Source organism: Streptomyces sp. G5(2025) (assembly GCF_049542075.1).
Lineage (GTDB): Bacteria > Actinomycetota > Actinomycetes > Streptomycetales > Streptomycetaceae > Streptomyces.
The window spans coordinates 5,779,739-5,805,022 of sequence record NZ_JBMUZT010000006.1 but is presented as its reverse complement, the minus strand read 5'-3'; the positions used below and the strand labels follow the sequence as shown (position 1 = coordinate 5,805,022).

The window sequence follows — 25,284 nt, the reverse complement described above, 5'->3', positions numbered from 1 at the left end:
GGGCGCATGTCGCCGGATACACCACCCCTGAGACCCCCAAGCGCCGTCTCAAGAGCAGAGGGTCACGTTCCGATTCCCTCACGTAACCGCGGCACGCTCGACCCGTTGGAGGGGGCATGGGCTTCACGATCGGCGGCACCCGGGGGACCGACAAGCTCCGGACCGTATCAAGGCGGCGCGGCCGCCCGTCGGACTGTACGGCGGTGGCGGAGTACACCGGACTGTGGGGCTGGGACGCGGTGCCCGGCGCCCGCGCCCTGGACGGTGCCTGCTCGTGCGGCGCCGCCGACTGCACGGCCCCCGGCGCGCACCCCCTGGGCTTCGCCCCCGAGATCCCGGCCGGCGCCACGCTCGACGAAGTGGCCGACACCTGGGCCGAGTTCCCCGGAGCGGCCGTGCTGCTGCCGGTGGGGCGCGCCTTCGACGTGATCGAGGTGGCGGAGACGGCGGGGCGACGCGCCCTGGTCCGGCTGGAGCGGATGGGCCTGCCCCTGGGTCCGGTGGCGGTCACGCCCGACGGCCGCGCGCAGTTCTTCGTCGCCCCGGGCGCCGCCGCCGAACTCCCCCGGCTGCTCTACCGCATGGGCTGGGACGACGCCGCCCTCGACCTGCACGGTCTCGGCCCCGGCGAGCACATCACGGCGCCCCCGTCCGACCGCGGCGGCCTCGGCCCGGTCCGCTGGCTCCGCTCCCCCGCCCTCGACTCGGCGACGGATCCGCCGCAGGCACGGCTTCTGCTCGGCACGTTGGCGTACGTGGCTCATCGCTCGTCGGCGTGAGTGCCGGGACGCACGAAGGCCCCCTCGCGGCCGCACCGTGCGAAGGGGCCTCGCGAAACCGTAGGGCGTACGGCGGTGGGGGTTACTCCCCGATGAGCGCGTCCACGAACGCCTCCGGCTCGAACGGCGCCAGATCGTCCGCGCCCTCGCCGAGGCCCACGAGCTTGACCGGCACGCCCAGCTCGCGCTGGACGGCGACGACGATGCCGCCCTTGGCGGTGCCGTCGAGCTTCGTGAGGACGATGCCCGTGATGTCGACGACCTCGGCGAAGACCCGCGCCTGCACGAGGCCGTTCTGCCCGGTCGTGGCGTCCAGGACGAGCAGCACCTCGTCAAGCGGGGCGTGCTTCTCGACGACGCGCTTGACCTTGCCGAGCTCGTCCATCAGGCCGGTCTTGGTGTGCAGCCGGCCCGCGGTGTCGATGAGCACGACGTCCGCGCCCTCGGCGATGCCCTCCTTGACGGCGTCGTAGGCGATCGAGGCGGGGTCGCCGCCCTCGGGGCCGCGGACGGTGCGGGCGCCGACGCGCTCGCCCCAGGTCTGGAGCTGGTCGGCGGCGGCGGCGCGGAAGGTGTCGGCGGCGCCGAGGACGACCGAGCGGCCGTCGGCGACGAGGACGCGCGCGAGCTTGCCGGTGGTGGTGGTCTTGCCGGTGCCGTTGACGCCGACGACCATCACGATGCCCGGCGTCTCCAGTCCCGACTCGGTCTTCACGGTGCGGTCGAAGTCGGTGCCCGCGCCCGTGCCGAGGAGCGCGATGAGCTCCTCGCGCAGCAGCGTGCGCAGCTCGTCCGGGGTCCGGGTGCCGAGCACCCGTACGCGCTCGCGCAGCCGCTCCACGAGCTCCTGGGTGGGCGCGACGCCGACGTCCGCGGTGAGCAGCGTGTCCTCGATCTCCTCCCAGGTGTCCTCGTCGAGGTGCTCGCGGGACAGCAGCGTGAGCAGCCCCTTGCCAAGCGCGTTCTGCGAGCGGGAGAGCCGGGCACGCAGCCGGACCAGGCGGCCGGCGGTGGGCTCGGGGGTCTCGATCTCCGGGGCGGCCGGTTCCTCCTCGACCACCACCGGGGCGGTCGCCGAGGGCTCGGCGAGCGGGAGGTCCACCTCCTCGATCGTGCGGCGCGGTTCGTCGCGCGGCGTCTCGGCCTCCTCGCCGACCGTAGGTTCGGCGGGAGGGGCGGTGATGGTGGGCGTACTGGACGGGGCCTGCGGGGGCAGCTGCTTCTTCTTGCGGCTGCCGATCACGAGCCCGCCGAGCGCGCCGATCACGACCACGGCGATGACTACAGCAAGGATGACGATTTCCATAACCCACCCAGTATCCGCCATGGCCCCTCCATGGGCCCAGATTGTGTCTTCCTCCAAAGAACATATGCCACTAGAAGGCACTACTCGGATTAAAGTACGATGGAGGTCCCCGCATCAACGCGCGTAGAGTCCATCGCGATTACCCCCACCGACGGATCGCGACGTTGCGAGCCGAGCGAGAGGCACGGACCCACCCCCATGAGCAGCACCACCGCCGAATCCGAAGGCGCCCTCGAAACACGCGGCCTTGAGCCCGTCCCGGACGCCGAGCGCACGGGCAAGACCCGTGAGCTGTTCCCCACATGGGTGGCGGCCAACATCAGCGTCCTGCTGCTCACCATGGGCGCGGGCCTGATCGTCTCCAACGGCCTGAACTTCTGGCAGGTCCTGGTCGTCGCCCTCGTCTCGCCCCTGCTGAGCTACGGCATGGTCGGCCTGATCTCCATCGCCGGCAAGCGCGGCGGTTCGCCGGGCATGACGCTCTCGCGCGCCGTCTTCGGCCAGCGCGGCAACCTCTTCCCGGGCGCGCTGATCTGGGTCGCCCGCTGGGGCTGGGAGACCATCAACGCGGTCACGGGCGCCTACGCGATCATCACGGTCCTCAACATCTGCTTCGACGTGGAGTCGAGCACCTGGCTGACCGTCGTCACGCTGGTCGCCTTCGTCGCCTGTACGTTCCTGATCAGCGGCCTCGGCCGCAAGATCCTGCACATCTGCAGCACGTGGTCGACGTACGCCTTCGGCGCGTTCAGCGTGCTCGTGCTGGTCTACCTCCTGGCCGAGACCGACTGGCCCGCCGTCTTCGACAAGCCCGCGGGCTCCACGGCGATGATGGTCGCGGGCGTCGGCACGATCGCCGCCGGCGGCATCAGCTGGGTGCCCACCGGCCCCGACTTCACCCGCTACCTCCCGCGCAACGCCTCGAACAAGCCGCTGGTCGGCCACGCGGTCGGCGGCGCCGCCATCGTCGTCGTCCCGATGGTCCTGATGGGCGCCGTCATGGCGGTCTCCGCGCCGAAGCTCTCCACCGCGCAGGACCCGGTCTCCTTCCTCGGCTCGCTGCTCCCGACGTGGATCGCCGTGCCGTACCTGATCATGGCCCTGGTCGGCATGCTGCTGATCAACTCGATGTCGATGTACTCCGCGGGCTTCACCGCGATGACCCTCGGCATCAAGGTCCCGCGCGCGTGGGCCGTCAGCGTGAACGCGATCATCAGCCTGATCTTCGGCTACATCCTGATGAACGTGGCGACGAGCTTCATGGGCTCGTTCATCTCCTTCCTGACCCTGCTCGCGGTCGCCTTCTCCGCCTGGATCGGCGTCTTCGGCATCGACATGCTGCGCCGCAAGACCTACGACGGCCAGGCCCTGATGGACACCAAGCGCACCAGCGCCTATTGGTACAAGGCGGGCTTCGCCTGGCAGGCCATGACGGCGTGGGCACTCGCCCTGGTGGTGGGCCTGCTCTTCACCAAGGTCGACTGGTTCAGCGGCCCGCTCGCCACGTCCTGGATCGGCCGCCACGGCCTCGGCTGGCTGGCCACGATCGTCGTCGCGGCGGTGCTGTACGCGGTGCTGCCGAAGACCCCGCTCGTCGAGAAGGACGCGCCCGGCAAGGGCGAGCCGGAGCTGGTCTCCGCCTGACCGAGGGCCGGCGGAGGCGGTGGTACCCGCCAACTTCCGCCGACTTCCGCGACGGTCTATCCATCTGACATCACGTCAACTAACGTCCCCCTTCGCCGCCCACGCTCGGTGAAGGGGGACGTTCCCATGCCCACCACAGTCGTACGGTTCAACCTCGTCGATCCCGCGGCGACGCCCGCCTCGCTGAACGAGCGCTACAAGGCCGCCCTGGAGATGGCCACGTACGCGGACGACCGCGGTATCTCCACCGTCCAGACCGAGGAGCACCACGGCGCCGGGAACAACTGGCTGCCCTCCCCCTTCGCCTTCGCCGGCGCGGTCTTCGGCGCGACGCGGCGGATCGCGGTGACGGTGTCCGCGATCATCGGCCCGCTGCACGATCCGCTGAGGGTGGCGGAGGACATCGCCGTACTCGACCTGCTCAGCGGCGGCCGGCTGGTCACCGTGGCGGGGATCGGCTACCGGCCCGAGGAGTACGCGCGAGCGGGCGTCGACTTCACGCGGCGCGGCAGGCTCCAGGACGAGCTCTTGGAGACGCTGCTCCAGGCGTGGACAGGGGAGCCGTTCACCTTCCGCGGCCGCACGGTGCGCGTCACTCCGCGTCCCTTCACCCAGCCGCATCCGCTGCTGCTGGTCGGCGGCTCCTCAAAGGCGGCGGCCCGGCGCGCGGCCCGGTTCGGCCTGCCGTTCTTCCCGAGCGCGCACCTGCCCGAGCTGGAGGCGTACTACACCGAGCAGCTCGCGGAGCACGGCACCGAGGGCTGGACGATGATGCCCGCCGCCGAGACCCCGCTGCTCCACATCGCCGACGATCCCGACCGCGCCTGGGCCGAGCACGGCGAGCACTTCCTGCACGAGGCCCGGACCTACGCCTCCTGGCAGGCGCAGGCGAAGGGGGCCATCCGCTCGGCGGTGAAGTCGGCGGCCACCACGGTCCAGGAGCTGCGCGCGGAGGGCGTCTACCGTGTCCTGACGCCGGAGGAGTGCGTGACGTACGCGAAGGGCGACATCGGCAGCCTGATCCTGCATCCGCTGGTCGGCGGGATGCCCGTCGACGAGGGATGGCGCAGCCTGCACCACTTCTGCGAAAACGTACTGCCCCGGCTCAAGGACAGGTGACAAGTGAGCACGAGTCCTTCAGCCGGGGCAGCTTCCTGGAGAGGAGGGGGCAGCGGGGTTTAGCCCATCTCCTCCAGGGCCTTGCCCTTCGTCTCCTTGACGAACTTCATGACGAAGGGGATCGAGATGGCGGCGAAGGCGCCGTAGATGATGTACGAGCCGGTCAGCGACCACTCGGACATGCTCGGGAAGGTCTTGGTGATCGCGAAGTTGGCGAGCCACTGGGCGGAGGCGGCCACACCGAGCGCGGCGGCGCGGAGCCGGTTCGGGAAGATCTCGCCGAGCAGCACCCAGACGACCACACCCCACGACAGGGCGAAGAAGAGCACGAAGACGTTGGCGGCGATGATCGCGGTCAGGCCCTGCGCGTTGGGCAGCGAGACGTGGTCACCGGAGCCGGTCCGGTACGAGAACGCCCAGGCCATGGTGAAGAGCGCGGCCGCCATGCCCGCCGAGCCGATGATCGCCAGCGGCTTGCGGCCGATGCGGTCGACGAAGATCATGGCGATGACCGTGCCGATGATGTTCACGATCGACGTCTCGAACGAGTACAGGAACGAGCTGGACGGGTCCTTGCCGATCGACTGCCACAGCTGGTTCGAGTAGTAGAAGATCACGTTGATGCCGACGAGCTGCTGGAAGACCGAGAGCCCGATGCCGATCCAGACGATCGGCAGGAAGCCGACCTTGCCGAGCAGGTCCTTGAACGACGGCTTGTGTTCCCTGCGCAGACCGTGCTCGATCTCGGCGACGCGCGCGTCCAGGTCGATGGCGTGGCCCTCGACCTCGCCGAGGACCTTCTTGGCCTCGGCGTGCCGGCCGGCCGAGACCAGGAAGCGCGGCGACTCCGGGATGATGAAGGACAGCAGCCCGTAGAGCAGGGCGGGGACGACCATGACGCCGAGCATCCACTGCCAGGCCTCCAGGCCCGCCAGCTTGCCGCGCTGGTCGCCGTCGGCCATGTTCAGGATGCCCCAGTTGACCAGCTGGGAGACGGCGATGCCGATGACGATGGCGGCCTGCTGGAAGGAGGCGAGGCGGCCGCGGTAGGCGGGCGGCGCGACCTCGGCGATGTACGCGGGGCCGATCACCGAGGCCATGCCGATGCCGATGCCGCCGATCAGGCGCCACATGGTCAGGTCCCAGGCCGCGAAGGGCAGGGCCGAGCCGATGGCGCTGGCCGCGAAGAGCGTGGCGGCGATCTGCATGCAGCGGATGCGGCCGATGCGGTCGGCGATGCGTCCGGCGAGGGCAGCACCGACGGCACAGCCCAACAGCGCGGTGGCGATGACCCAGCCGAGCATGTTGGCGTCGACGTCGAAGCGGTGCTGGATGGCGACGGTGGCGCCGTTGATCACCGAACTGTCGTAGCCGAAGAGGAAGCCACCCATCGCGGCCGCCGCCGTAATGAAGATGACATGGCCGAGATGGTCCGGATGGGCCTCTCTGGCTCCGGACTGCGGCGCCTGCGATGTGCTGGTCACGTGTACTCCTCGGGCCACCGGCTGCGCTGCCGGGGTGGGGGCGAGCTCTTCAAGTGGCGCACAACTTAGCGCCGCCCACCACCTGAAGGTAAAAGCAACGTTGCAGAGACTATGCCTTCAAGTTTCGAAGTCAATAGTTGTTCTGCTGTGAATTTTTAGGCAACGTGAGGCTCCTCATGTTCAAGTCTTGAAGCCACATGGCCCACCAAGATCAACGCTCAAGATCAACGGCGTGATGGGCTAACGGAGCCGCTGGCTGATCACCTTCGAGACACCGTCGCCCTGCATGGACACGCCGTACAGCGCGTCCGCGACCTCCATCGTGCGCTTCTGGTGCGTGATCACGATGAGCTGCGAGGCCTCCTGGAGCTCCTGCATGATGCGGATCAGCCGCTGGAGGTTCGTGTCGTCGAGGGCGGCCTCGACCTCGTCCATCACGTAGAACGGGCTGGGCCGCGCCTTGAAGATCGAGACGAGCAGCGCCACGGCCGTGAGCGACCGCTCACCGCCCGAGAGCAGCGAGAGCCGCTTGACCTTCTTGCCGGGGGGCCGGGCCTCGACGTCCACGCCCGTGGCGAGCATGTTGTCGGGGTCGGTCAGGACCAGCCGTCCCTCGCCGCCGGGGAACAGCCGCGAGAAGACACCTTCGAACTCGCGGGCCGTGTCCCGGTAGGCCTCGGTGAAGACCTGCTCGACGCGTCGGTCGACCTCCTTCACCACTTGGAGGAGGTCCGCCCGGGTCTTCTTCAGGTCTTCGAGCTGCTCGCTGAGGAACTTGTGGCGTTCCTCCAGCGCCGCGAACTCCTCCAGGGCCAGCGGGTTCACTTTCCCGAGCTGCTGGTACGCCCGTTCGGCTGACGTGAGCCGCTTCTCCTGCTCCCCGCGGACGAAGGGCACCGGCTTGTTGCGCGGATGCTCCGGGTCCTGCGGCAGTTCCTCGCCCTCGGCGGGGGGCGAGGGCGGCACGGGTTGGTCGGGGCCGTAGTCGGCCACGAGCCCCGCCGGTTCCACACCGAGTTCCTCCAGTGCCTTGGCCTCCAGCTGCTCGATGCGCAGCCGCTTCTCAGCACCTAGTACCTCGCCGCGGTGGACTGAATCCGTCAGCTTGTCCAATTCTTCCTTCAGCGCGCGCCCCCGGGCCCGCTCCGCCACCAGCTCCCGCTCCCGCACCTCCTTGGCGCGCTCGGCCGCGGTGCGCTCCTCATCGGCGCGTACGAGGGAGACCTCGACGTGGGCGAGCAGTTGCCGCCCACCGGCGGCGACGGCCTCGGCGACGGCGGCCTCATGGCGCAGCCGTGCCGTGCGCCGCTCGGCACGCGCGCGTGCCTCGCGTTCGGCGCGCGCGGCCCGGTCGAGCGCGTCGGCACGTCCCGCGAGGGCCTTCACCCGCTCCTCGTGCGTACGCGCCTGGAGCCGCGCCTCCATCTCGGTCTGGCGGGCGTTGGCCCCGTCGGCGGCGAGGCGATCGCGTACGGAGGTGTCGGGCTCCTCCTCCGCCGGTGTCTCCTCGGCCACGGCGAGCCGCTCCGCCAGCTCCTCGGCCTCCTCGACCGCCCGCTCCAGCGCCTCCTGCGCCTTGGCCGCGGCGGCCGCGGACCGCTCGGCCTCACCGGACGCGCCCCGCGCCTGCCCGGCGAGCCGTCCCAACTGCTGGGCCACGGAGGACTTCTCCCGGTCGGCGGCCCGGCGTCGCTCCCCCAACTCCTCGACGAGGACGGCACATTCCGTGCGCCGCTCCCCCGCCCTGCCCTGCCGATCCGCCAACTCCTCGCACCGCACGGCCAGTTCGGAGAGCTCCGCCGCGGCCTCGTCCACGGACGCCTGCACCTCCAGCAGGCTCGGCGCCCCGGCGGACCCGCCCTGCGCGAAGTGCGCCCCGAGCAGGTCGCCTTCCGCGGTGACGGCGGTCAGCTCCGGGTGGGCGTAGACGAAGTCCTCGGCGTCCTCCAGCGTCCCGACGGCCACGAACCCGCGCAGCAGCCGCCGCACCGCGGGCATCAGCTCCTCGGGCCCCCGCACGAGATCGGCGACGTACGGCGGCCCACCGGACCGCTTTGGCCGTACGTCCTCGGGGGCGCCGCCCAACAGCAGCGCCGCGCGCCCCGCGTCCTGCTTGCGCAGCAGCCGGATGGCCTCGGCGGCCGCGCCCGGACCGCTGACCGCGATCGCGTCGGCCCCGGCACCGAGCGCGGCGGCGACCGGCACCTCGTACCCGGGGGCGACGGTGAGCAGTGCGGCGGCCTGCCCGAGGAGCCCCGCCAGCTGGTCCTTGGCGGCGAGCAGCGCGCCGGTGCCGTCCTTGCGCCGCAGGCCGAGCGCGAGGGCCTCGTGCCGGGCGGCGACCGCGGCCCGCTTGCGCTCGGCGGCGGTCGCCTCCTCACGCGCCGCGGTGAGCGCGGCCTCGGCCTCGGCGAGGTCCCGCTTGGCCGCGTCGTGCCGTTCGCCCAGCTCCGCGTCGTCCGCGTCGAGCCCGTCGACCTCGGCCTTGAGCTGCTCGTACTCCTCCTGTGCGGCGACTGCGCGCTCGGCGGCCTCGTCCCGGGCGAGGGCGAGCCGGTCGATCTCGGCCTGGGCGGAGGCGGCACGCGAACGGGCCGCGTTCACCTGCCCGCCGAGGCGCGCGAGTCCTTCGCGGCGGTCGGCGATGGCCCGGGCCACGTCCTTCAGCCGCCGCTCCTCGACCGCCAACTGCCGCTCCAGCTCGGCGCGGTGGACCACCGTGTCCTCCAGCGCGCGCTCGGCGGCTTCGAGGGCGGCTTCGAGCTCGGCCTCCTGCTCCCTCACCCGCGCGGCCTCGCGCTCCATGTCCTCGGGGTCGCGCCCGCGCCGCTCCTCGGGCGGCGCGGCGGTGGCGCTCTTGACCCGGGCGTCGGCCAGCGAGACGGTGCCGCGTACCCGTTCGGCGAGTTGCGACAGCTCGTACCAGCTCTGCTGGGCGCGCTGGAGGCGCGGGGTGAGGCGGCGCACCTCGTCTTCGAGCCGGGCCTCGCGGTGGAGGGCGGCCTTCAGCTCGGCCCCGGCGCGCTCCTTGCGTTCCTTGAGGGCGGCCTCGTCGGCGACCTCCGCGTTCAGCGCCTCGCGCAGCCGGACGAGGTCGTCGGCGAGCAGGCGCAGACGGGCGTCGCGCAGGTCGGCCTGGATGACGGCGGCGCGGCGGGCCACGGCGGCCTGCCGGCCGAGCGGTTTGAGCTGGCGGCGCAGCTCGTCGGTGAGGTCCTGGACGCGCGCGAGGTTGGCCCGCATGGCGTCGAGCTTGCGCAGCGCCTTCTCTTTGCGCTTGCGGTGCTTGAGGACGCCCGCGGCCTCCTCGATGAAGGCGCGGCGCCCCATCGGGTCGGCGTGCAGCACGCCGTCGAGCTGGCCCTGGCCGACGATGACGTGCATCTCGCGGCCGATGCCGGAGTCGGAGAGGAGTTCCTGGATGTCGAGGAGGCGGCAGGTGTCGCCGTTGAGCTGGTACTCGCTGCCGCCGTTGCGGAACATGATCCGCGTGATGGTGACCTCGGCGTACTCGATGGGGAGGGCGCCGTCGGAGTTGTCGATGGTGAGGGAGACCTCGGCGCGGCCGAGCGGGGGCCGCCCGGTGGTGCCGGCGAAGATGACGTCCTCCATCTTGCCGCCGCGCAGCGACTTGGCGCCCTGCTCTCCCATGACCCAGCTGAGCGCGTCCACGACATTGGACTTGCCGGAGCCGTTCGGTCCGACGACGCAGGTGATGCCCGGTTCGAACTTCAGCGTCGTGGCCGACGCGAAGGACTTGAATCCGCGCAGAGTGAGGGCCTTGAGATGCACGCCGTCGGACTCTACCTTTCACTGGCCGTTTCACCGATGAAGGTGCAGGGCACATCAGACGGTAAAGAATGCAGCGTACGCCGGGTCGAGCCGGGCCAAGAAAGAAGGGACGCCGAAGCGGCGTCCCTTGCAGATTCGGAGACAGCGGCTGACAGGACAGCCTGACCACGTGCTTAGTGCGAGGTGCCTTCACGGGAGGAAGGCCCTGGTGCGTACGTCATCAAATGGTGGTCAGGTGAGCGCAGGCTCCGCCTGGGGTACGTCGATGCTCTCCATGAGCGATTCGTGAGAAGCGGCAGCCGCGAGCGCGTCGTTCTCCGCCTGGATCCGAACGAGCTCGGATTCCAGGTCCTGGACGCGCTGCTGGAGCCGTCGCATCTCGGCGAGGAGTCGCGGGTCGCTGCCGCCGACGTAACCGAGAAGCGCCTTTGCCATGATGGATGGTCCTCCACAATGAGTGACCGACCGAAGCGGTGCGGTGTAGGTCGTGAGGGAATCGCACCCGCGGTGTCTGGCACTCGTTGTTCTGCTGGTCGTGCTGGCCGTTCTCACATGCCAAACAGCTAAGGTGCGCGGGGCTTCCAGAGTCTCACCAAAAAGTTTGACGGTCAACACGATCACGCCCTGTATCAGCGGGCGACCCGGGGGCGCGCGGCCTCGGAACGGGCGGCGCGGCGACTCCTTCGGGGCCCTGGGGGCGTGGAGATCATCCTTACTTGCGGAGCCTGCCACGACAAGCCGTTCTTGGCAACCACCAGGTCTTTCCTGCCCCGGGCAGTTGCCCGGAGCACCCGAACACGGGCCCCGGATACCCGTCCGGTGACGTAAGCGCGGGTCATGTCACCGGATGGCGAAGCTGTCGTATATGCCACGCGGTGTGTCCCAGATCTCGGTGACGCCGTCGACGCGGCCGGGTGTGTCGCCCTCGCGGAGCCAGTCGAGCAGTGCCTGACAGCCGGCTCGGGGGCCTTCGGCGACGACTTGCACGCGGCCGTCCTCCAGATTGAGAGCAAAACCACTCAGGCCGCCGATCTCCAGCGCCTTGGCGCGCGTGAACCAGCGGAAACCCACGGCCTGCACGCGTCCGCGCACCCAGGCGGTGAGTCGTACGTCTTCGTTCATGGGTGCACGCTAACCGGCCGAATGCTCTGGAAGCACTTCGTCCCCATACGTCATCGCGTACAGTCGCGATTCGCTGAGCCTCACTCGAATGGGTGAGTCACGTTGATCATAAAGAATTGATCGAAAAGAACGAAAGGCCAGGAGATGGGACGCCACCGACGCTCCGGCGCTGGGCGGGCCGCCGCCACCCCTGAGAACCACCCGGCCGGGACCCGGTCCGCGGCGGTGTCGCACCGCCGCGGGGGCCGGGCCTTCGCCCCGGTGCGCACGGGGCTGCTCGGTGTCTCCGCGGCGGTCGCGTTGGGTGCCGTCGCGGTCGCCACGGGTGTCCTGCCCGGCGGTGACGGCATCCGGCTGAACGGTGGCGGCGAGCCCGGCGAGGTGCGTTCCGCGAGCGCTTCCGTCGAGGTGGACGCCCAGGGCGGCTCAGGGGGCGAGACCGACCGCGCCGAGCCGTCCCCGAGCCGGGGCGCCGGCCGTTCCGAGGCCCCGAAGCCCGCCCCGTCGAAGACGGCGGACGCCCCCAAGGCCACCGAGGCACCGTCGAGGACGCCGTCCGAGAAGGCTTCGGCGAAGCCGTCGCCGCGGGCGTCGAAGCCCGACGCACCGAGGAAGTCGACGCCGAGTCCCTCGCGTACGCCCGTGGAGAAGCCCACGGCTCCCGCGGCGAGCGCGCCGACGCCGTCGGGCGAGAGCGCGGCGGAGGCCGCGGTGCTCACGCTGGTCAACGCGGAGCGTACGAAGGCCGGCTGCCGTCCGGTGACCTACGACAGCGGGCTCGCCGCACTGGCGGACCGGTTCAGCGCGGACATGGCGGAGCGCGACTTCTTCGCCCACACCGACCCGGACGGCGCGACGCCGTGGGACCGCGCCGAGAAGGCCGGGAGAGCCGACCTGGGCGGCGAGAACATCGCCCGCGGCCAGGCCGACGCCCGTGCGGTCATGGCGGCCTGGATGGGCAGCCCCGGCCACCGCGCCAACATTCTCAACTGTGACTACAAGACCATGGGCGTCGGCGCGCACTTCGCGCCCGGCGGCCCTTGGTGGACGCAGGACTTCGGCTTCTGAGGCTCGGCGGGTCAGGCCGCGGTTGCCGCGCGGCCGGCGGTGAAGACGCGCGCGGTCTCGGCGACGCGGCGGCCGAGGTGCTCGGCGGTGGCGAGGTCCGCCTTGTGCACGCCCTCCGGGCCCTCGTCGGCGTTGGTCTGCGCGGCGGCGCCCGCGAAGAACCCGAGCCGGTTGAGGTCGTTCTCGGAACCGGTGGTGGAGTTCCAGCCCGGCGCCAGGCCGAGGTTGACCCAGTGCATGCCCTGTTGCGCGGCGAGGGTCTGGAAGAACTGCAGGGTGTGCAGCTTGTCGCCGCTCTTGGACGCGGAGTTGGTGAACCCGGCGGCCAGCTTGTCCTGCCAGGCACGGGTGAACCAGCGCTTGGAGGTGGCCTCCGCGAAGACGTGGAAGGCGCCGGACGCGGTGCCCATGTAGGTGGGCGAGCCGAAAATGATCGCGTCGGCGGCGTCGAGCAGCTCCCACTCGGCCTCGGTGATCTCGTCGACCTTGATCAGGCGCGCGTCGGCGCCGGCGTCGGCGGCTCCGGAGCGGACGGCCTCGGCGACGACGGCGGTGTGGCCGTAGCCGGAGTGGTAGGCGATGGCGACGACGGGGCTGGTCATGTCGGGGTACTCCTCATGCGTGGCGGTCGTTCGGGGCACAAGAGAAAGGAAAGCACTAACTTTTGGTAAGCGCAACCCTTTGGCTAGCGCTGCCGAAGAGTATGGTGTCTGCATGGATTCCACGGACATGGCGTACGACGTGTTCTCACGGCGGTGCCCCTCGCGGAGCACGCTGGAGCACGTCACGGGACGCTGGGGCGCGCTCACCCTCGGCGCGCTCCATGACGGCACGTTCCGCTTCAACGAACTGCGCCGCCGCGTCGACGGCGTGAGCGAGAAGATGCTCTCCCAGACCCTGCACGCACTGGAGCGCGACGGCCTGGTGCGGCGTGACGCGCAGCCGACCAACCCGCCGCGCGTGGAGTACGAACTCACCCCGCTGGGACGGGAGATCGCCGAGCGGCTGCTGACCCTGATCCACTTCGTGGAGGGCCGGCAGGACGAGGTCCTCAGCGCGCAGGAGCGTTACGACGCGACGCGCGGCGCCCTCTGACAGCTCGGGCAGAAATAGCTGGACCGGTTCATCCAGGGGCGGCGGCGGATCGCCGCGCCACAGCGGCGGCACGGCTCGCCCTCGCGGCCGTAGGCGTCCAACGACCGGTCGAAATACCCTGATTCGCCGTTCACGTTGACGTAGAGGCTGTCGAAGCTGGTGCCTCCGACGGCGAGGGCCGCGTTCATCACGTCCCGTACATGGCCGAGGAGTTCGGCCGTGCGCGGGCGTGTGAAGGTGGCGGTGGGCCGCTCGTAGTGCAGCCGGGACCGCCACAGCGCCTCGTCCGCGTAGATGTTGCCGACGCCGCTGATCAGCGACTGGTCGAGCAGCGCCCGCTTGATCGTCGTACGACGCCGGCGCAGCGCCAGGTGGAAGGCCTCGTCGTCGAAGGCGTCGTCGAGCGGGTCGCGCGCGATGTGCGCGATGACGTCCGGAAGCCCGTCCGGGGCGTTGTCGTGCAGCGAGAGTCCGCCGAAGGTCCGCTGGTCCACGAAGCGCAACTCGGTGCCCTGGACGTCGGCGAAGCGGACGCGGATGCGCAGATGTTTCTCGTCCGGGGCGTCGTGCGGCTGCACCAGGAGCTGACCGCTCATGCCGAGGTGGGCGAGGATCGACTGCCCGGAGTCGGCGAGCGGCAGCCAGAGGTACTTGCCGCGGCGTTGCGCGAGCCCGATCCGGTGCCCCTTCAGCCGGGCCCCGAAGTCCTCACCGCCCGCGAGGTGCCGCCGTACGGCACGCGGATGCAGCACCTGTACGTCCCCGACGACCCGTCCGCTGACCCACCGCTCAAGACCGCGCCGGACGACTTCGACTTCGGGCAGCTCGGGCATTTCTCCTCCGGGGAGACAGGGCGGCGGGTGGCTGGAGCGCGGGGACAAATACCGCGCGGGGGTGGAAATGGCGGTGCCGGTCACCCCCGGAAGGGGTGACCGGCACCAAAGGACAGGCGGCCGTCAGGCCGAGGGGGCGTCGGCGATCCCCTCGGACTGCGCGGCAGCGACAGCGGCCTCGGCCGCCTTCAGCCGCTCGTCCGCGGCCGCGCGGATCGCGCGCCACGCGGACTCGGCGGCCTGCTGCTCCGCTTCCTTCTTGCTGCGGCCGGTGCCGGTGCCGTACGAGACGCCTCCGACGCGGGCGGCAGCAGTAAAGGTCTTCTCGTGGTCGGGGCCGCTCTCCGTGACGAGGTACTCGGGTACGCCGAGGCCCTCCGTCGCGGTGAGCTCCTGGAGACTGGTCTTCCAGTCCAGGCCCGCGCCCAGGTTCGAGGACTTTTCGATCAGCGGGTCGAAGAGCCGGTGCACCAGCTCGCCCGCCGCGTCCAGACCCTGGTCCAGATAGACCGCGCCGATCACCGCTTCCAGGGTGTCGGCGAGGATGGATGCCTTGTCCCGGCCTCCCGTGCCCTCTTCGCCCCGGCCGAGCCGGATGAAGGAGCCGAGTTCGAGGCCGCGGCTGACCTCCGCCAGCGCACGCGAATTGACCACCGCGGCCCGCAACTTGGCCAGCTGGCCTTCGGGCAGGTCGGGGTGGGTGCGGTACAGCGTGTCCGTGACGACGAGGCCGAGCACGGAGTCCCCGAGGAACTCCAGACGCTCGTTCGTCGGCAGGCCGCCGTTCTCGTACGCGTACGAACGGTGGGTCAGCGCACGCACCAGAAGGGCGGACTCGAGCTTGTACCCGAGCCGCCCTTCCAGAAGCGTGTGGGACGAGGCCGTTGTCTCCGCCAGTTTCTTGGCGTCTTCCGCCTTCTTGGGGCTAGACACGGTGCCTCTCACCAGCCGCTCAGACCTCGAGGACCTGGCGCTTGTTGTAGGTGCCGCAGCTCGGGCACGCGATGTGCTGCTGCTTGGGCTCCTGGCAACGCTCACACGAAACCAGGGTGGGGACCGCAGCCTTCCACTGCGACCGGCGGTGGCGCGTGTTGCTGCGCGACATCTTCCGCTTCGGAACAGCCACGGCTACTTCTCCTGCTTCTCGTCGACGCCCGCTTCCGCTTCGGCGCCGCTCATCTCGTCCTTCTCGCCGTCCTGGATGGTGCCAGCGAGTCCCTGCAGTGCCGCCCAACGGATGTCGACGGCGTCATGGTGGTGGTCCGGGTCGTCCGCGAGCCGCACTCCGCACTGGGAGCACAGGCCCGGACAGTCGTCCTGGCACACCGGCTGCATCGGCAGTGCGAGCACCACCGCATCACGCAGCACAGGCTCGAGGTCGAACAAGCCGTCCTCGAGAAAGAGCCTGTCCTCATCGTCCTCGGCGTCGTCGGCCGGTTCCGCTGCGCGGCCCCGGTCGTCGGCGTCAGGGTACGAGAACATCTCCTGGAAGTCCGCTTCGAGCTCCAGCTCAAGCGGCTCCAGACACCTTACGCACTCCCCCTCGGCCGATGCACGGGCGGTGCCTGTGACAAGCACCCCTTCCATGACCGACTCCAGACGGATCTCCAGCCGGACGGGGGCGCCCTGCGGCACTCCGATGACCCCTTCGATCCCGAGGGCGGCCGGCGGACCGGGCGCCTCGATCTCGCGGGTCAGCCGCTGCATGGCACCAGGACGCCGACCCAGTTCGTGTGTGTCGAACACGAAGGGGTTTCGGTGATCGAGGCGCGTGCTCAGAGCTTTTCCTGCTTTCGAATCCTGGAAGTCCAAAGGAAGGGCCGCCGCACCGATGCGGCACATGTGCCACGAAGGCGGGCAGCCGGAGTCGCGGACGTATGCGCGACCGAAGAGCCAGGATACTTGACCTTTCGCTCTCGGCCCAATCCGGCCCGGTGCCCCTGCTGACGCTCCTACTGACGCCCCTGCTCGTACTGGCGCAGCTGTTCGGCGCTGATCATGGTCGTGTCGAAGAGGCTGGTCTCCTCCAGGGCCGGAGGCGCCTCGTAGGGGGGCTGGTGGGGCTGTTCTCGCTGATAGCCCTGCTGTTCGTAGCCCTGCTGCGCGTATCCGTACTGGTGCTGCTGGTCCTGGTGCTGATCCTGGGCCCGGTACGCATAGGGGTCCTGCTGGCCGTACGGCTGCTGGTAGGCGTACGGGTCCTGTTGCTGATACCCGTACGGGTCGGGCTGCTGCGGCTCCGGGGAGGCGTACGGCTGCTGGGCCGGGATCGGCGGGGCCTGGGGCGACCGCTGCGCCGCCGGGGCCGGGGCGGCGAGGTCCGCGAGGTACTCGGCGTCGGTGGTGTGCCCCTGGGTGGTGACACCCTCGCCGAGGCTGCCGAGCTCGTCGGCGGGGGCCCGGCCGTGCAGCGTCTGGCGGCCGCGGCCGACCGCCTCCAGGGTCTTGGCGAGGACCGCCTCGAAGGCGCCGAGCTTGGCGTCGACGTACGCGTCGGCGTTGCGGCGCAGGGTCTCCGGGTCGTGGCTGCGCTCGGGGGCGTCCTCGTCCGCGTAGCCGTTCTCGTCGAGACCCGGGCCGGTGCCGAGGAGTTTCTCGCGGCCGCGGCCGACCGAGCCGAGGGTCTTGGTGAGGACGACCTCGAAGTTGGCGAGCTTGCTGTCCACGTAGTCGTCGGCCTCGGCGCGGACCTCCTCGGCGGCCTGGCGGGCCTCGGCGAGGATGCGGTCGGCCTCGCCCTGCGAGCGGCGGGCGACCTCCGTGTCGGAGATCAGGGAGCCGCGCTCGGCGTGCGCGCTCTCGATGATCCGCTCCGCCTCCTGCCGGGCCTGCTCGACCAGCTGCTCGCGGCCGCCGATGAGCTCCTGGGCCCGGGCGAGGGAGCCGGGCAGGGCCTGGCGCACTTCTTCGAGCATCGAGAGCAGATCGGCGCGGTTGACCACGCACGAAGCCGACATGGGCATGGACCGGGCGCTGCCGACCGCCTGGACGATCTCGTCGATCTTCTTCTGCACGTCCACCGTGTGCTCGCCACTCTCTACAGCTGGTTGGGAGACGGACGGGACGACTGTAAGGCCGACGGGCACCTGTCCGACACCGGCTGACGAACTGTCACCGGGTCGGCCGAGGGGTCACTTCTTGCCCAGGCGTTCGACCAGGGCCTCGTGGACCACCGGCGGCAGCAGGTGCGCCACGTCGCCGCCCCAGGCGGCGACCTCCTTGACCAGCGAGGAGGAGAGGAAGCTGTAGGTGGGGTTCGTCGGCACGAAGAGGGTCTCGACGCCCGAGAGGCCGTTGTTCATCTGGGCCATCTGGAGTTCGTAGTCGAAGTCGCTGACCGCGCGCAGGCCCTTCACGATGGCCGGGATGTCGCGCTGCTTGCAGAAGTCGACGAGGAGGCCGTGGAAGGACTCGACCTCGACGTTGCCGAACTCGGCGGTGACCTGGCGGATCAGCTCTATCCGCTCCTCGATCTCGAACAGGCCCTTCTTCGACTGATTGATCATCACCGCGACGTGCACCACGTCGTACAGCTTGGAGGCGCGGGCGATGATGTCGAGGTGTCCGTTGGTGATGGGGTCGAACGACCCCGGACAGACGGCGCGGCGCAACGTGAGTCCCTCGCTCTCCGGTCCGGTCATGGCGCGATCACTGAGTCGTCGCACGTAGAGGCGGCGCGACCGTACCAAAACGTCCCTTCGCCGTAGCGACGGGACCTGAGGGGCTCAAAACCCTCCGGCCAACCGAATTCTCCGCCTCTTGTACTGCGTTCAACGGTGACGAGCGCTTCCTCCGTGAGCCAGCCCTCCGAGCGGAGTGTGAGCAGTATCTCCCGAAGATCGTCATCGGTGACGGCGTACGGCGGGTCGAGGAAGACCAGGTCGTACGGGGTGGTGGGCGCCCCCTGCTGGACGATCTGGGCGGCTTTGCCCGCTCTCACCTCGGCGCCGGGCAGCGCGACCGCCTTCACGTTCTCCCTGATGGTGCGGGCCGCGCGGGCGTCGGCCTCGACGAGCAGGGCGTGCGCCGCGCCCCGGGAGAGAGCTTCCAGGCCGACGGCGCCGGAGCCCGCGTACAGATCGAGCACGCGTGCCCCGTCGAGCGTGCCCTGGAGGGCCTGCCAGGTGGAGAAGAGGCCCTCGCGCGCGCGGTCGGACGTGGGGCGGGTGCCGTTGCCCGGCGGGACGGCCAGGCGGCGTCCGCCGGCCGTGCCGGCGATCACGCGGGTCATCTGATTCCTTCTGGCTGGTGAGTGGGGCGAGCGGGCTGCCTCCACGATATGGCGTGCACGGGCCTCACCCCTTGTCGAGGTACTGCTCGCGCTCGGCGTCGAGCAGGGCGTCCAGGGCGGTGCGCAGCGCGGGCAACCGCACCAGCTCGGGGTCGTCGGCGACAACGGCGACCGCTTCCTCGCGGGCGGCGGCGATGACCTCCTCGTCCTCGATGACGGCGAGCATGCGCAAGGAGGAGCGGACGCCGGACTGGGCCTGGCCGAGCACGTCGCCCTCGCGGCGCTGCTCCAGGTCGATGCGGGAGAGCTCGAAGCCGTCGAGCGTGGCGGCGACGGCGCCGAGGCGGGCGCGGGCGGGGCTGGCCTCGGGCATGTCGGTGACCAGGAGGCAGAGGCCAGGGGCGGAGCCGCGGCCGACGCGGCCGCGGAGCTGGTGCAGCTGGGAGACGCCGAAGCGGTCCGCGTCCATGATCACCATGGCGGTGGCGTTCGGGACGTTGACCCCGACCTCGATGACCGTCGTCGCGACCAGGACCTGTGTCTCGCCCGCGGCGAAGCGGCGCATCACGGCGTCCTTGTCGTCGGGCTGCATGCGCCCGTGCAGGACTTCCACCTTCAGGCCGCTCAGGGGGCCGCGCGCGAGCTGCTCGGCGACCTCGATCACGGCGAGCGGGGGCCGCTTCTCAGCGGTGGCCTCTTCCTCCGCCTTCTTCTTGGCCTTTTTGGGGTCCTCCTCCTCGTCACCGATGCGCGGGCAGACCACGTACGCCTGATGCCCCTTCTCCACCTCTTCGCGCACGCGCTCCCACGCGCGGGCGAGGAAGTGCGGCTTGTCCTGGGCGGGCACCACATGGCTGGCGATCGGCGAGCGCCCCGCCGGGAGCTGGTCCAGGACGGAGGTCTCCAGGTCGCCGAAGACCGTCATCGCGACTGTGCGGGGAATGGGCGTGGCCGTCATGACCAGCAAATGCGGGGGCTGCTTGCCCTTGCCGCGCAGGGCGTCGCGCTGCTCCACGCCGAAGCGGTGCTGCTCGTCCACGACGACCAGGCCGAGGTCGTGGAACTGCACCTTGTCCTCGATCAGCGCGTGCGTGCCGATGACGATGCCGGCCTCGCCGGTGACCAGGTCGAGCAGGGCCCGGCGGCGGGCTGCGGCGCCCATGGATCCGGTGAGCAGCGTGACCTTGGTGGCCTGGTCGGCGCCGCCGAGCATGCCGCCCTCGGCCAGCTCGCCCATCATCTCGACGATGGAGCGGTGGTGCTGCTGGGCGAGGACTTCGGTGGGCGCGAGCATCGCGGCCTGCCCGCCCGCGTCGACGACGGCGAGCATGGCGCGCAGGGCGACCATCGTCTTCCCAGATCCGACCTCCCCTTGCAGAAGGCGGTGCATCGGGTGTTCCGTCGCGAGGTCGTCGAAGATCTCCTTGGAGACCTTCTCCTGGCCCTCGGTGAGCGTGAAGGGCAGTTTGGCGTCGAAGGCGTCGAGGAGGCCGCCCGTCTTGGGCCTGCGGGCCACGGCGGGCAGTTGCGCGTCCGCGTACCGTCGGCGGGCGAGGGCCACCTGGAGGACGAAGGCCTCGTCCCACTTCAGGCGGTCGCGGGCGGCGGCGATGTCCGCCTTGGAGTGCGGGCGGTGGATCTTCAGGAGCGCTTCGGGGAGCGGGATGAGGGCGCGGCCGTCGCGCAGGGAGGGCGGCAGCGGGTCCACGGCCTCCTGGGCGCTGGGCAGGACCATGTCGACCGACTTGGCGATCTTCCAGGACTCCAGCTTGGCGGTGGCGGGGTAGATCGGCAGGAGGGCACCCGCCCAGTTGCCGACGGCCTCGCCGAGCCCCTGGTCGCCGTCGGTCCGCAGCAGTTCGTACGCGGGATGGGCCAGCTGCATCTTGCGGTTGAAGACCGAGACCTTGCCCGCGAACATGGCGCGGGTGCCGGGGAGCAGGTCCTTGTGGGGCTTGTGGATGCCGCGGCCGAAGAAGACGAGCTGGAGCTGGCCGCTGCCGTCGGTGATGGTGACTTCGAGGCGCTGGCCGCGGCCGGCGTTGAACTTCAGGATGCGTGCGCTCTCCACGCGGGCGACCACCGTGGCGTGCTCGTCCAGCGGGAGGTCGACGAGGCGGGTGAGCTCGCCGCGCTCGGCGTACCGCCGCGGGTAGTGGTGCAGGAGGTCGCCGACCGTGTGCAGGTCGAGGTGCTCGGCCATCACCTTCGCGGTGGCGGGTCCGACCACTTTCTTCAGGGGTTCATCGAGCGCAGGCACGAGATCCATTGCACACCACGCCACTGACAATCCGTCGCAGGTCCTTCGAACCCGCTGGTCAGCCGGGCCTACTCGACGCCGATCAGCATCAGCGCCGACTGGCGGCCGCCGCGGTAGACGACCGTGTCGACGGCCAGATACGTCTCGCGCACGTGCTTCTCCAGCCGCTCGGCGACCGTGTCGGGCACGGTTTCGCCGAGCACGAGCGTGACCATCTCGCCGCCCGCCGACAGCATGCGGTCCAGGACCGAGGTGGCGGTGGGGGCGACCTCCGAGCCGATCACCGCGACGTCGCCGTCGATCAGGCCGAGGACATCGCCGGCCTGGCAGATGCCCGCCATGGTCCAGGACTGCCGCTCGGCGACGGCCAGTTCGCCGTAGCGGGTCGCGCCGGCCGCCGAGGTCATGGCGACGACGTCCTCGTCGAAGCGGCGGTCCGGCGCGTGCACCGCGAGGGCCGCGATGCCCTGGACCGCGGAGCGGGTGGGGATCAGGGCGACGCGCACGCCTTCGGTCCTCGCCTGTTCCGCCGCGGCCGCCGCGGTGTGGCGCAGCTCGGCGTCGTTGGGCAGGAGTACCACTTCGCGCGCGTGCGCCCGCCGGATGGCGTCGACCAGCTCGCCGCTCGCCGGCGGCTCCCCCACGCGCGTGGGCACGGTGGTGGCCCCGGCCTCGGCGTAGAGCCCGGCGAGCCCCTCGCCGGGCACGACGGCGACGATGGCCCGCTGTGTGCGTTCCCTGGGGGCCTGCGCGGTGGTGTGCGCGTCGCCCGCTCCGAAGTGGGTGATGCGGATGCGGTGCGGGCGGCCCGCCTCCACGCCCGCCTCGACGGCCGCGCCCGCGTCGTCGACATGGACGTGGACGTTCCAGAGTCCGTCGCCGCCGACCACGACGAGCGAGTCGCCGAGCCGGTCGAGCCGGGTGCGCAGCCGTGCGACCGCGCTGTCGTCGGCCTCCAGGAGGTAGATCACCTCGAACGCGGGACCGCCCCCGTCGGCCGCCGGCTCCTCGCACTCGACGGCCTCCACGCGCGCGTGGACGCTGTCGGCGGCCTTGAGCGACAGCGTCTCGCCGGACAGGGCCCGCACGAGAGCACCGAGCACCGCGACGAGACCGCGTCCACCCGCGTCCACGACGCCCGCGCGCCCCAGGACGGCCAGCTGCCCCGGTGTCCTGTCCAGCGCCGCGCAGGCGCCGTCGTACGCGGCTCTGGCCACCGCCCCGCAGTCGGCGCTTCCCGCCGCGCCCGCCGCCTCGGCCGCCGCGGTCGCCACCGTCAGGACGGTGCCTTCGACGGGGTGCGCGACGGCCTCGTACGCCGACTCGGCGGCCCGGCGCAGGGCGAGCTCCAGAATGCGCCCGTCGGCGCCGACAGCAGCGTGATCCGCGTCACATGCCTCCACGGCCTCACCGCTGCCAAGGCCGTCGGGGCTGTCGGGGCCGCCGAGGATCTGGGCCATGCCTCTCAGCAGCTGCGACAGGATCGTGCCGGAGTTCCCGCGCGCCCCGATGAGTGCCCCGTGGGCCATCGCGCGGACGGTCTCCGCCAGCGACGGGAGGGCCGGGTCGTGGCCGGTGAAGGCCGCGTCGACCGCCTGGGAGGCCGACTCCACCGTCAGATAGAGGTTCGTGCCGGTGTCCCCGTCCGCGACCGGATAGACGTTGATGGAGTCGATCTCCTCGCGGGCCCTGCCGAGGGCGTCCAGAGCCAGTCGGCACCAGGCGCGCACCGCGACCGCGTCGAGGTTCTGCGGCACCTGTTCGCCTCCTTGACCATCCGGAATGGACGCAGCGTAGACCCGGGGTGAACACGGGGCCCGGGGCGGGGGCCGGGCGAGCCGTGGTAGTTTCGTTGCACCGAAGCAGTCGTTGTATGCTGCTCCGGTTGCCCGATACTCATCGGGACATTCCTCCTGGCAACGCCACTTCGATCATTGCACTGATCTCGGCATGCCGGGATTAACCGTAAGTGCATCTGAAGTCTTTGGAGTGACCCGTGGCTGCCAACTGCGACGTCTGCGGCAAGGGGCCGGGCTTCGGCAACAACATCTCGCACTCGCACCGCCGTACGCCCCGTCGCTGGAACCCGAACATCCAGCGTGTGCGTGCCGTGGTGAGCGGGACGCCGAAGCGCCTCAACGCCTGCACCTCGTGCATCAAGGCCGGCAAGGTCTCGCGCTGACGTCAGCGCGGCACCTAGCTGGTTGCTGAAACTGCCGGTCCCCGTAAGGGGGCCGGCTTTTTCGTGTGCCCTGCTTTTTCGTACGTCCAACTTTTTCGTGCGCCCGGCGCAGGCCGTACGGGGGCCACGCGAAGCCGCCCTCGTACCCTACGCCTCCTTGACCCGCCAGCCGTGATCCACCGGCCCGATCCCGCCGCCGAGCGCGAACCCCGCGGCGATCGCCCCCGTCACGTACTCCTTGGCCGCCGCCACGGCCGTCGGGACGTCCTGCCCCTTGGCCAGCTCCGCCGCGATCGCGCTGGCCAGGGTGCAGCCGGTGCCGTGCGTGTGGCGGTTGTCGTGGCGCGGGGCGCGCAGCACATGCTCCTCGGAGCCGTCGGTGAGCAGGTCCACCGCGTCGCCTTCGAGGTGGCCGCCCTTGATGAGCACCCACCGCGGTCCGTACGCGAGGACGGCGGCGGCCGCGCGCCGCATGCCGTCCTCCGAGGTGACCTCGACGCCGGTGAGCTGGGCGACCTCGTCGAGGTTGGGTGTGGCGACCGTGGCGGCCGGCAGCAGCTTCGTGCGGACCGAGTCCAGGGCGGACGCGGCGAGCAGCGAGTCGCCGTGCTTGGAGACGCCGACCGGGTCGACGACAGCGGGCGCGTCCGTACCCGCGAGCAACTCCGCGACGGTCTCGACGAGTTCGGCCGAGGCGAGCATGCCGGTCTTCACGGCCTGTACGCCGATGTCGTCGACGACACTGCGGTACTGGGCCCGCACGGCGTCCGCCGGAAGCTCCCAGAAGCCCTGTACGCCCAGGGAGTTCTGCGCCGTGACGGCCGTGACGACGCTCATGCCGTGCGTGCCGAGGGCGAGCATCGTCTTCAGGTCGGCCTGGATGCCGGCGCCGCCCCCGGAGTCGGAACCGGCGACGGTGAGCACCCGGGGCGGCGCGCTCACTCGGCGTCTCCGTTGTCCCCGAAGTGGTCCCAGCCCTTGCTGGTCCAGGGCGCGCCGTCCACGGTCACCTGGGGCAGCGCCGAGGGGTTCAGTACCTCGCCGATGACCTTCCAGCGGGCCGGCAGCTTCACGTCCGGCGGGAACGTCGCCACGATCGCGTGGTCCTCGCCGCCGTTGAGCACCCACTGGAGCGGGTCGACGCCGACGGCCTGGCCGATGTCGTTCATCTGCGTGGGCACGTCGACGTCTCCGGAGCGGATGTCGATGCGTACCTTGCTGGACTCGGCGATGTGGCCGAGGTCCGCGATGAGGCCGTCGCTCACGTCCGTCATGGAGGTCGCGCCGAGCCCGGCGGCGGCGGGGCCCGCGTGGTAGGGCGGCTCGGGCCTGCGGTGGGCCTCGACGAAGGCGCGCGGCGAGCGGAAGCCGCGGGAGAGCACGGCGTGCCCGGCGGCGGACCAGCCGAGCCAGCCGGTGACGGCGACGACGTCGCCGGTCTTGGCGCCCGCGCGCGTGACCGGCTCGTGGTTGCGCAGGTCGCCGAGGGCGGTGATGGCGACGGTGATGGTGTCGCCGCGGACGACGTCGCCGCCCACCACGGCCGCGCCCGCGACCTGGCACTCGTCGCGGATGCCGTCCATCAGCTCCGTGGGCCAGCTTGCGGGCAGTTCGGCGGGCACCACCAGGCCGAGCAGGAGCGCGGTCGGCACGGCGCCCATGGCCGCGATGTCGGCGAGGTTCTGCGCGGCGGCCTTGCGCCCCACGTCGTAGGCGGTGGACCAGTCGCGGCGGAAGTGCCGCCCCTCAAGGAGGATGTCGGTGCTCGCCACGACCCTGCGGTCCGGGGCGGACACGACCGCGGCGTCGTCGCCAGGGCCGAGCCGTACGGCCGGAGTGGAGGTGAGCCGGGAGGTGAGCTCTCTGATGAGCCCGAACTCCCCCAACTCGCCCACGGTTCCCTTCACCGAGTCTCACCATGCCCTTTCACGCTGCTCGGCTTGCGGTCGCGAGCCGTCTTCGTCGTCGGTACGGTCGACGGGAGCGTCGACTTCCGCTGTCCGTGCGTCACGATGTGCGCGCCACAGCCCTCGCGGGTCTCCCCGCGGCGAGTGGCGACGCGGTACCGTGGCGTCTCTTCTCCCCACATGATCCTCGTCGCCGCCCTGGAGGTTCCGTGGTACAGGCGTACATCCTGATCCAAACAGAGGTCGGCAAGGCGTCGACCGTCGCCGAGCTGATCGGCAAGATCCCCGGCGTGCTCCAGGCCGAGGACGTGACCGGTCCCTACGATGTCATCGTGCGCGCGCAGGCGGACACGGTGGACGAGCTGGGCCGCATGGTGGTCGCCAGGGTCCAGCAAGTGGACGGCATCACCCGAACCCTGACCTGCCCGGTCGTGCACTTGTAGCCCCCGTCTACGCTGGCCC

General features: G+C 70.9%; 24 protein-coding genes. 7 read left to right on the top strand and 17 right to left on the bottom strand.

What is annotated here, in order from left to right; all coding sequences use genetic code 11:
* The first annotated feature begins 116 nt into the window (after nucleotides 1–116).
* Entirely contained in the window at nucleotides 117–779 is a 663-nt protein-coding gene (locus tag ACOBQB_RS37250) for a bifunctional DNA primase/polymerase (protein ID WP_423598367.1), read from the top strand.
* A gap of 82 nt (nucleotides 780–861) precedes the next feature.
* On the opposite strand, the gene ftsY is transcribed toward ACOBQB_RS37250, so the two are convergent.
* Nucleotides 862–2,085, bottom strand: a complete 1,224-nt coding sequence (ftsY, locus tag ACOBQB_RS37245) for a signal recognition particle-docking protein FtsY (protein ID WP_423599002.1) — start codon at nucleotides 2,083–2,085, stop codon at nucleotides 862–864.
* Between the two features lie 198 nt (nucleotides 2,086–2,283).
* Here ftsY and ACOBQB_RS37240 point away from each other — a divergent pair, with 198 nt between their 5' ends.
* Together ACOBQB_RS37240 and ACOBQB_RS37235 are read left to right on the top strand one after the other, a co-directional pair.
* Nucleotides 2,284–3,729, top strand: a complete 1,446-nt coding sequence (locus ACOBQB_RS37240; protein WP_423598365.1) for a purine-cytosine permease family protein — start codon at nucleotides 2,284–2,286, stop codon at nucleotides 3,727–3,729.
* A gap of 126 nt (nucleotides 3,730–3,855) precedes the next feature.
* Entirely contained in the window at nucleotides 3,856–4,848 is a 993-nt protein-coding gene (locus ACOBQB_RS37235; RefSeq protein WP_423598363.1) for an LLM class flavin-dependent oxidoreductase, read from the top strand.
* A 59-nt stretch (nucleotides 4,849–4,907) separates the two neighbouring features.
* Here ACOBQB_RS37235 and ACOBQB_RS37230 read toward each other — a convergent pair whose 3' ends face one another.
* From ACOBQB_RS37230 to ACOBQB_RS37215, 4 genes are all read right to left on the bottom strand, one after another.
* Nucleotides 4,908–6,332: a sugar porter family MFS transporter gene (locus ACOBQB_RS37230; protein ID WP_423598361.1), complete on the bottom strand. Its 1,425-nt coding sequence runs from the start codon at nucleotides 6,330–6,332 to the stop codon at nucleotides 4,908–4,910.
* Between the two features lie 240 nt (nucleotides 6,333–6,572).
* On the bottom strand, nucleotides 6,573–10,124 hold the full coding sequence (gene smc, locus ACOBQB_RS37225) for a chromosome segregation protein SMC (RefSeq protein ID WP_423598359.1): 3,552 nt from the start codon (nucleotides 10,122–10,124) through the stop codon (nucleotides 6,573–6,575).
* Between the two features lie 231 nt (nucleotides 10,125–10,355).
* Complete coding sequence (locus ACOBQB_RS37220) at nucleotides 10,356–10,559, bottom strand: hypothetical protein (protein ID WP_223777016.1); 204 nt, start codon at nucleotides 10,557–10,559, stop codon at nucleotides 10,356–10,358.
* 405 nt (nucleotides 10,560–10,964) lie between these two features.
* On the bottom strand, nucleotides 10,965–11,246 hold the full coding sequence (locus ACOBQB_RS37215; RefSeq protein ID WP_423598357.1) for an acylphosphatase: 282 nt from the start codon (nucleotides 11,244–11,246) through the stop codon (nucleotides 10,965–10,967).
* A 144-nt stretch (nucleotides 11,247–11,390) separates the two neighbouring features.
* On the opposite strand from ACOBQB_RS37215, the gene ACOBQB_RS37210 reads away from it, so the two are divergent.
* Nucleotides 11,391–12,314 (top strand): CAP domain-containing protein, encoded by a 924-nt coding sequence (locus tag ACOBQB_RS37210; protein ID WP_423598355.1) that lies wholly within the window; start codon nucleotides 11,391–11,393, stop codon nucleotides 12,312–12,314.
* Nucleotides 12,315–12,325: 11 nt separating this feature from the next.
* Here the strand turns inward: ACOBQB_RS37210 and ACOBQB_RS37205 are convergent, their stop codons facing one another.
* Nucleotides 12,326–12,916, bottom strand: coding sequence for a flavodoxin family protein (locus tag ACOBQB_RS37205; protein ID WP_423598353.1), 591 nt, complete (start codon nucleotides 12,914–12,916; stop codon nucleotides 12,326–12,328).
* Between the two features lie 112 nt (nucleotides 12,917–13,028).
* Between ACOBQB_RS37205 and ACOBQB_RS37200 the strand changes: the two genes are divergently transcribed.
* Nucleotides 13,029–13,409: a winged helix-turn-helix transcriptional regulator gene (locus ACOBQB_RS37200; protein ID WP_423598351.1), complete on the top strand. Its 381-nt coding sequence runs from the start codon at nucleotides 13,029–13,031 to the stop codon at nucleotides 13,407–13,409.
* On the opposite strand, the gene mutM is transcribed toward ACOBQB_RS37200, so the two are convergent.
* The 9 genes from mutM to ACOBQB_RS37155 all read right to left on the bottom strand — a co-directional run bounded on the left by mutM (nucleotide 13,382) and on the right by ACOBQB_RS37155 (nucleotide 22,490).
* On the bottom strand, nucleotides 13,382–14,242 hold the full coding sequence (gene mutM / locus ACOBQB_RS37195; protein WP_423598349.1) for a bifunctional DNA-formamidopyrimidine glycosylase/DNA-(apurinic or apyrimidinic site) lyase: 861 nt from the start codon (nucleotides 14,240–14,242) through the stop codon (nucleotides 13,382–13,384). The two genes, ACOBQB_RS37200 and mutM, sit on opposite strands and share 28 nt — an antisense overlap.
* Before the next feature lie 123 nt (nucleotides 14,243–14,365).
* On the bottom strand, nucleotides 14,366–15,187 hold the full coding sequence (gene rnc, locus ACOBQB_RS37190) for a ribonuclease III (protein ID WP_392143152.1): 822 nt from the start codon (nucleotides 15,185–15,187) through the stop codon (nucleotides 14,366–14,368).
* A 7-nt stretch (nucleotides 15,188–15,194) separates the two neighbouring features.
* Nucleotides 15,195–15,368 carry a 50S ribosomal protein L32 gene (gene rpmF, locus ACOBQB_RS37185; RefSeq protein WP_026165248.1) on the bottom strand — a complete coding sequence of 58 codons (174 nt, stop codon included), beginning with the start codon at nucleotides 15,366–15,368 and terminating at the stop codon, nucleotides 15,195–15,197.
* Nucleotides 15,369–15,370: 2 nt separating this feature from the next.
* A complete protein-coding gene (locus ACOBQB_RS37180; RefSeq protein WP_423598346.1) occupies nucleotides 15,371–16,084 on the bottom strand; it encodes a YceD family protein in 714 nt (237 codons plus the stop codon).
* A gap of 110 nt (nucleotides 16,085–16,194) precedes the next feature.
* The gene (locus tag ACOBQB_RS37175) at nucleotides 16,195–17,262 is read right to left on the bottom strand and encodes a cell division initiation protein (RefSeq protein WP_423598344.1); all 1,068 of its coding nucleotides are present in this window, start codon (nucleotides 17,260–17,262) and stop codon (nucleotides 16,195–16,197) included.
* Between the two features lie 111 nt (nucleotides 17,263–17,373).
* A complete protein-coding gene (coaD, locus tag ACOBQB_RS37170) occupies nucleotides 17,374–17,853 on the bottom strand; it encodes a pantetheine-phosphate adenylyltransferase (protein WP_423599000.1) in 480 nt (159 codons plus the stop codon).
* Between the two features lie 26 nt (nucleotides 17,854–17,879).
* A complete protein-coding gene (gene rsmD, locus ACOBQB_RS37165) occupies nucleotides 17,880–18,473 on the bottom strand; it encodes a 16S rRNA (guanine(966)-N(2))-methyltransferase RsmD (protein WP_423598342.1) in 594 nt (197 codons plus the stop codon).
* 64 nt (nucleotides 18,474–18,537) lie between these two features.
* The gene (recG, locus tag ACOBQB_RS37160; RefSeq protein ID WP_423598340.1) at nucleotides 18,538–20,742 is read right to left on the bottom strand and encodes an ATP-dependent DNA helicase RecG; all 2,205 of its coding nucleotides are present in this window, start codon (nucleotides 20,740–20,742) and stop codon (nucleotides 18,538–18,540) included.
* A 59-nt stretch (nucleotides 20,743–20,801) separates the two neighbouring features.
* A complete protein-coding gene (locus ACOBQB_RS37155; RefSeq protein ID WP_423598338.1) occupies nucleotides 20,802–22,490 on the bottom strand; it encodes a DAK2 domain-containing protein in 1,689 nt (562 codons plus the stop codon).
* A gap of 239 nt (nucleotides 22,491–22,729) precedes the next feature.
* Between ACOBQB_RS37155 and rpmB the strand changes: the two genes are divergently transcribed.
* Nucleotides 22,730–22,915, top strand: a complete 186-nt coding sequence (rpmB, locus tag ACOBQB_RS37150; protein WP_016642993.1) for a 50S ribosomal protein L28 — start codon at nucleotides 22,730–22,732, stop codon at nucleotides 22,913–22,915.
* 147 nt (nucleotides 22,916–23,062) lie between these two features.
* On the opposite strand, the gene thiD is transcribed toward rpmB, so the two are convergent.
* Nucleotides 23,063–23,857 carry a bifunctional hydroxymethylpyrimidine kinase/phosphomethylpyrimidine kinase gene (thiD, locus tag ACOBQB_RS37145; protein ID WP_423598336.1) on the bottom strand — a complete coding sequence of 265 codons (795 nt, stop codon included), beginning with the start codon at nucleotides 23,855–23,857 and terminating at the stop codon, nucleotides 23,063–23,065.
* The gene (locus ACOBQB_RS37140; RefSeq protein WP_423598334.1) at nucleotides 23,854–24,822 is read right to left on the bottom strand and encodes a thiamine-phosphate kinase; all 969 of its coding nucleotides are present in this window, start codon (nucleotides 24,820–24,822) and stop codon (nucleotides 23,854–23,856) included. The genes thiD and ACOBQB_RS37140 overlap by 4 nt, the downstream gene beginning before the upstream one ends.
* A gap of 209 nt (nucleotides 24,823–25,031) precedes the next feature.
* On the opposite strand from ACOBQB_RS37140, the gene ACOBQB_RS37135 reads away from it, so the two are divergent.
* Nucleotides 25,032–25,265, top strand: a complete 234-nt coding sequence (locus tag ACOBQB_RS37135; RefSeq protein WP_127912072.1) for an Lrp/AsnC family transcriptional regulator — start codon at nucleotides 25,032–25,034, stop codon at nucleotides 25,263–25,265.
* Nucleotides 25,266–25,284 lie beyond the last annotated feature (19 nt).

Coding starts and splice junctions, on each gene's coding strand:
- mutM (WP_423598349.1), bottom strand. CDS start 14,242: ATGCCCGAGCTGCCCGAAGTCGAAGTCGTCCGGCGCGGTCTTGAGCGG.
- rsmD (WP_423598342.1), bottom strand. CDS start 18,473: ATGACCCGCGTGATCGCCGGCACGGCCGGCGGACGCCGCCTGGCCGTC.
- ACOBQB_RS37210 (WP_423598355.1), top strand. CDS start 11,391: ATGGGACGCCACCGACGCTCCGGCGCTGGGCGGGCCGCCGCCACCCCT.
- ACOBQB_RS37250 (WP_423598367.1), top strand. CDS start 117: ATGGGCTTCACGATCGGCGGCACCCGGGGGACCGACAAGCTCCGGACC.
- recG (WP_423598340.1), bottom strand. CDS start 20,742: ATGGATCTCGTGCCTGCGCTCGATGAACCCCTGAAGAAAGTGGTCGGA.
- ACOBQB_RS37215 (WP_423598357.1), bottom strand. CDS start 11,246: ATGAACGAAGACGTACGACTCACCGCCTGGGTGCGCGGACGCGTGCAG.
- ACOBQB_RS37200 (WP_423598351.1), top strand. CDS start 13,029: ATGGATTCCACGGACATGGCGTACGACGTGTTCTCACGGCGGTGCCCC.
- ftsY (WP_423599002.1), bottom strand. CDS start 2,085: ATGGAAATCGTCATCCTTGCTGTAGTCATCGCCGTGGTCGTGATCGGC.
- ACOBQB_RS37235 (WP_423598363.1), top strand. CDS start 3,856: ATGCCCACCACAGTCGTACGGTTCAACCTCGTCGATCCCGCGGCGACG.
- ACOBQB_RS37240 (WP_423598365.1), top strand. CDS start 2,284: ATGAGCAGCACCACCGCCGAATCCGAAGGCGCCCTCGAAACACGCGGC.
- ACOBQB_RS37220 (WP_223777016.1), bottom strand. CDS start 10,559: ATGGCAAAGGCGCTTCTCGGTTACGTCGGCGGCAGCGACCCGCGACTC.
- ACOBQB_RS37180 (WP_423598346.1), bottom strand. CDS start 16,084: ATGTGCCGCATCGGTGCGGCGGCCCTTCCTTTGGACTTCCAGGATTCG.
- ACOBQB_RS37205 (WP_423598353.1), bottom strand. CDS start 12,916: ATGACCAGCCCCGTCGTCGCCATCGCCTACCACTCCGGCTACGGCCAC.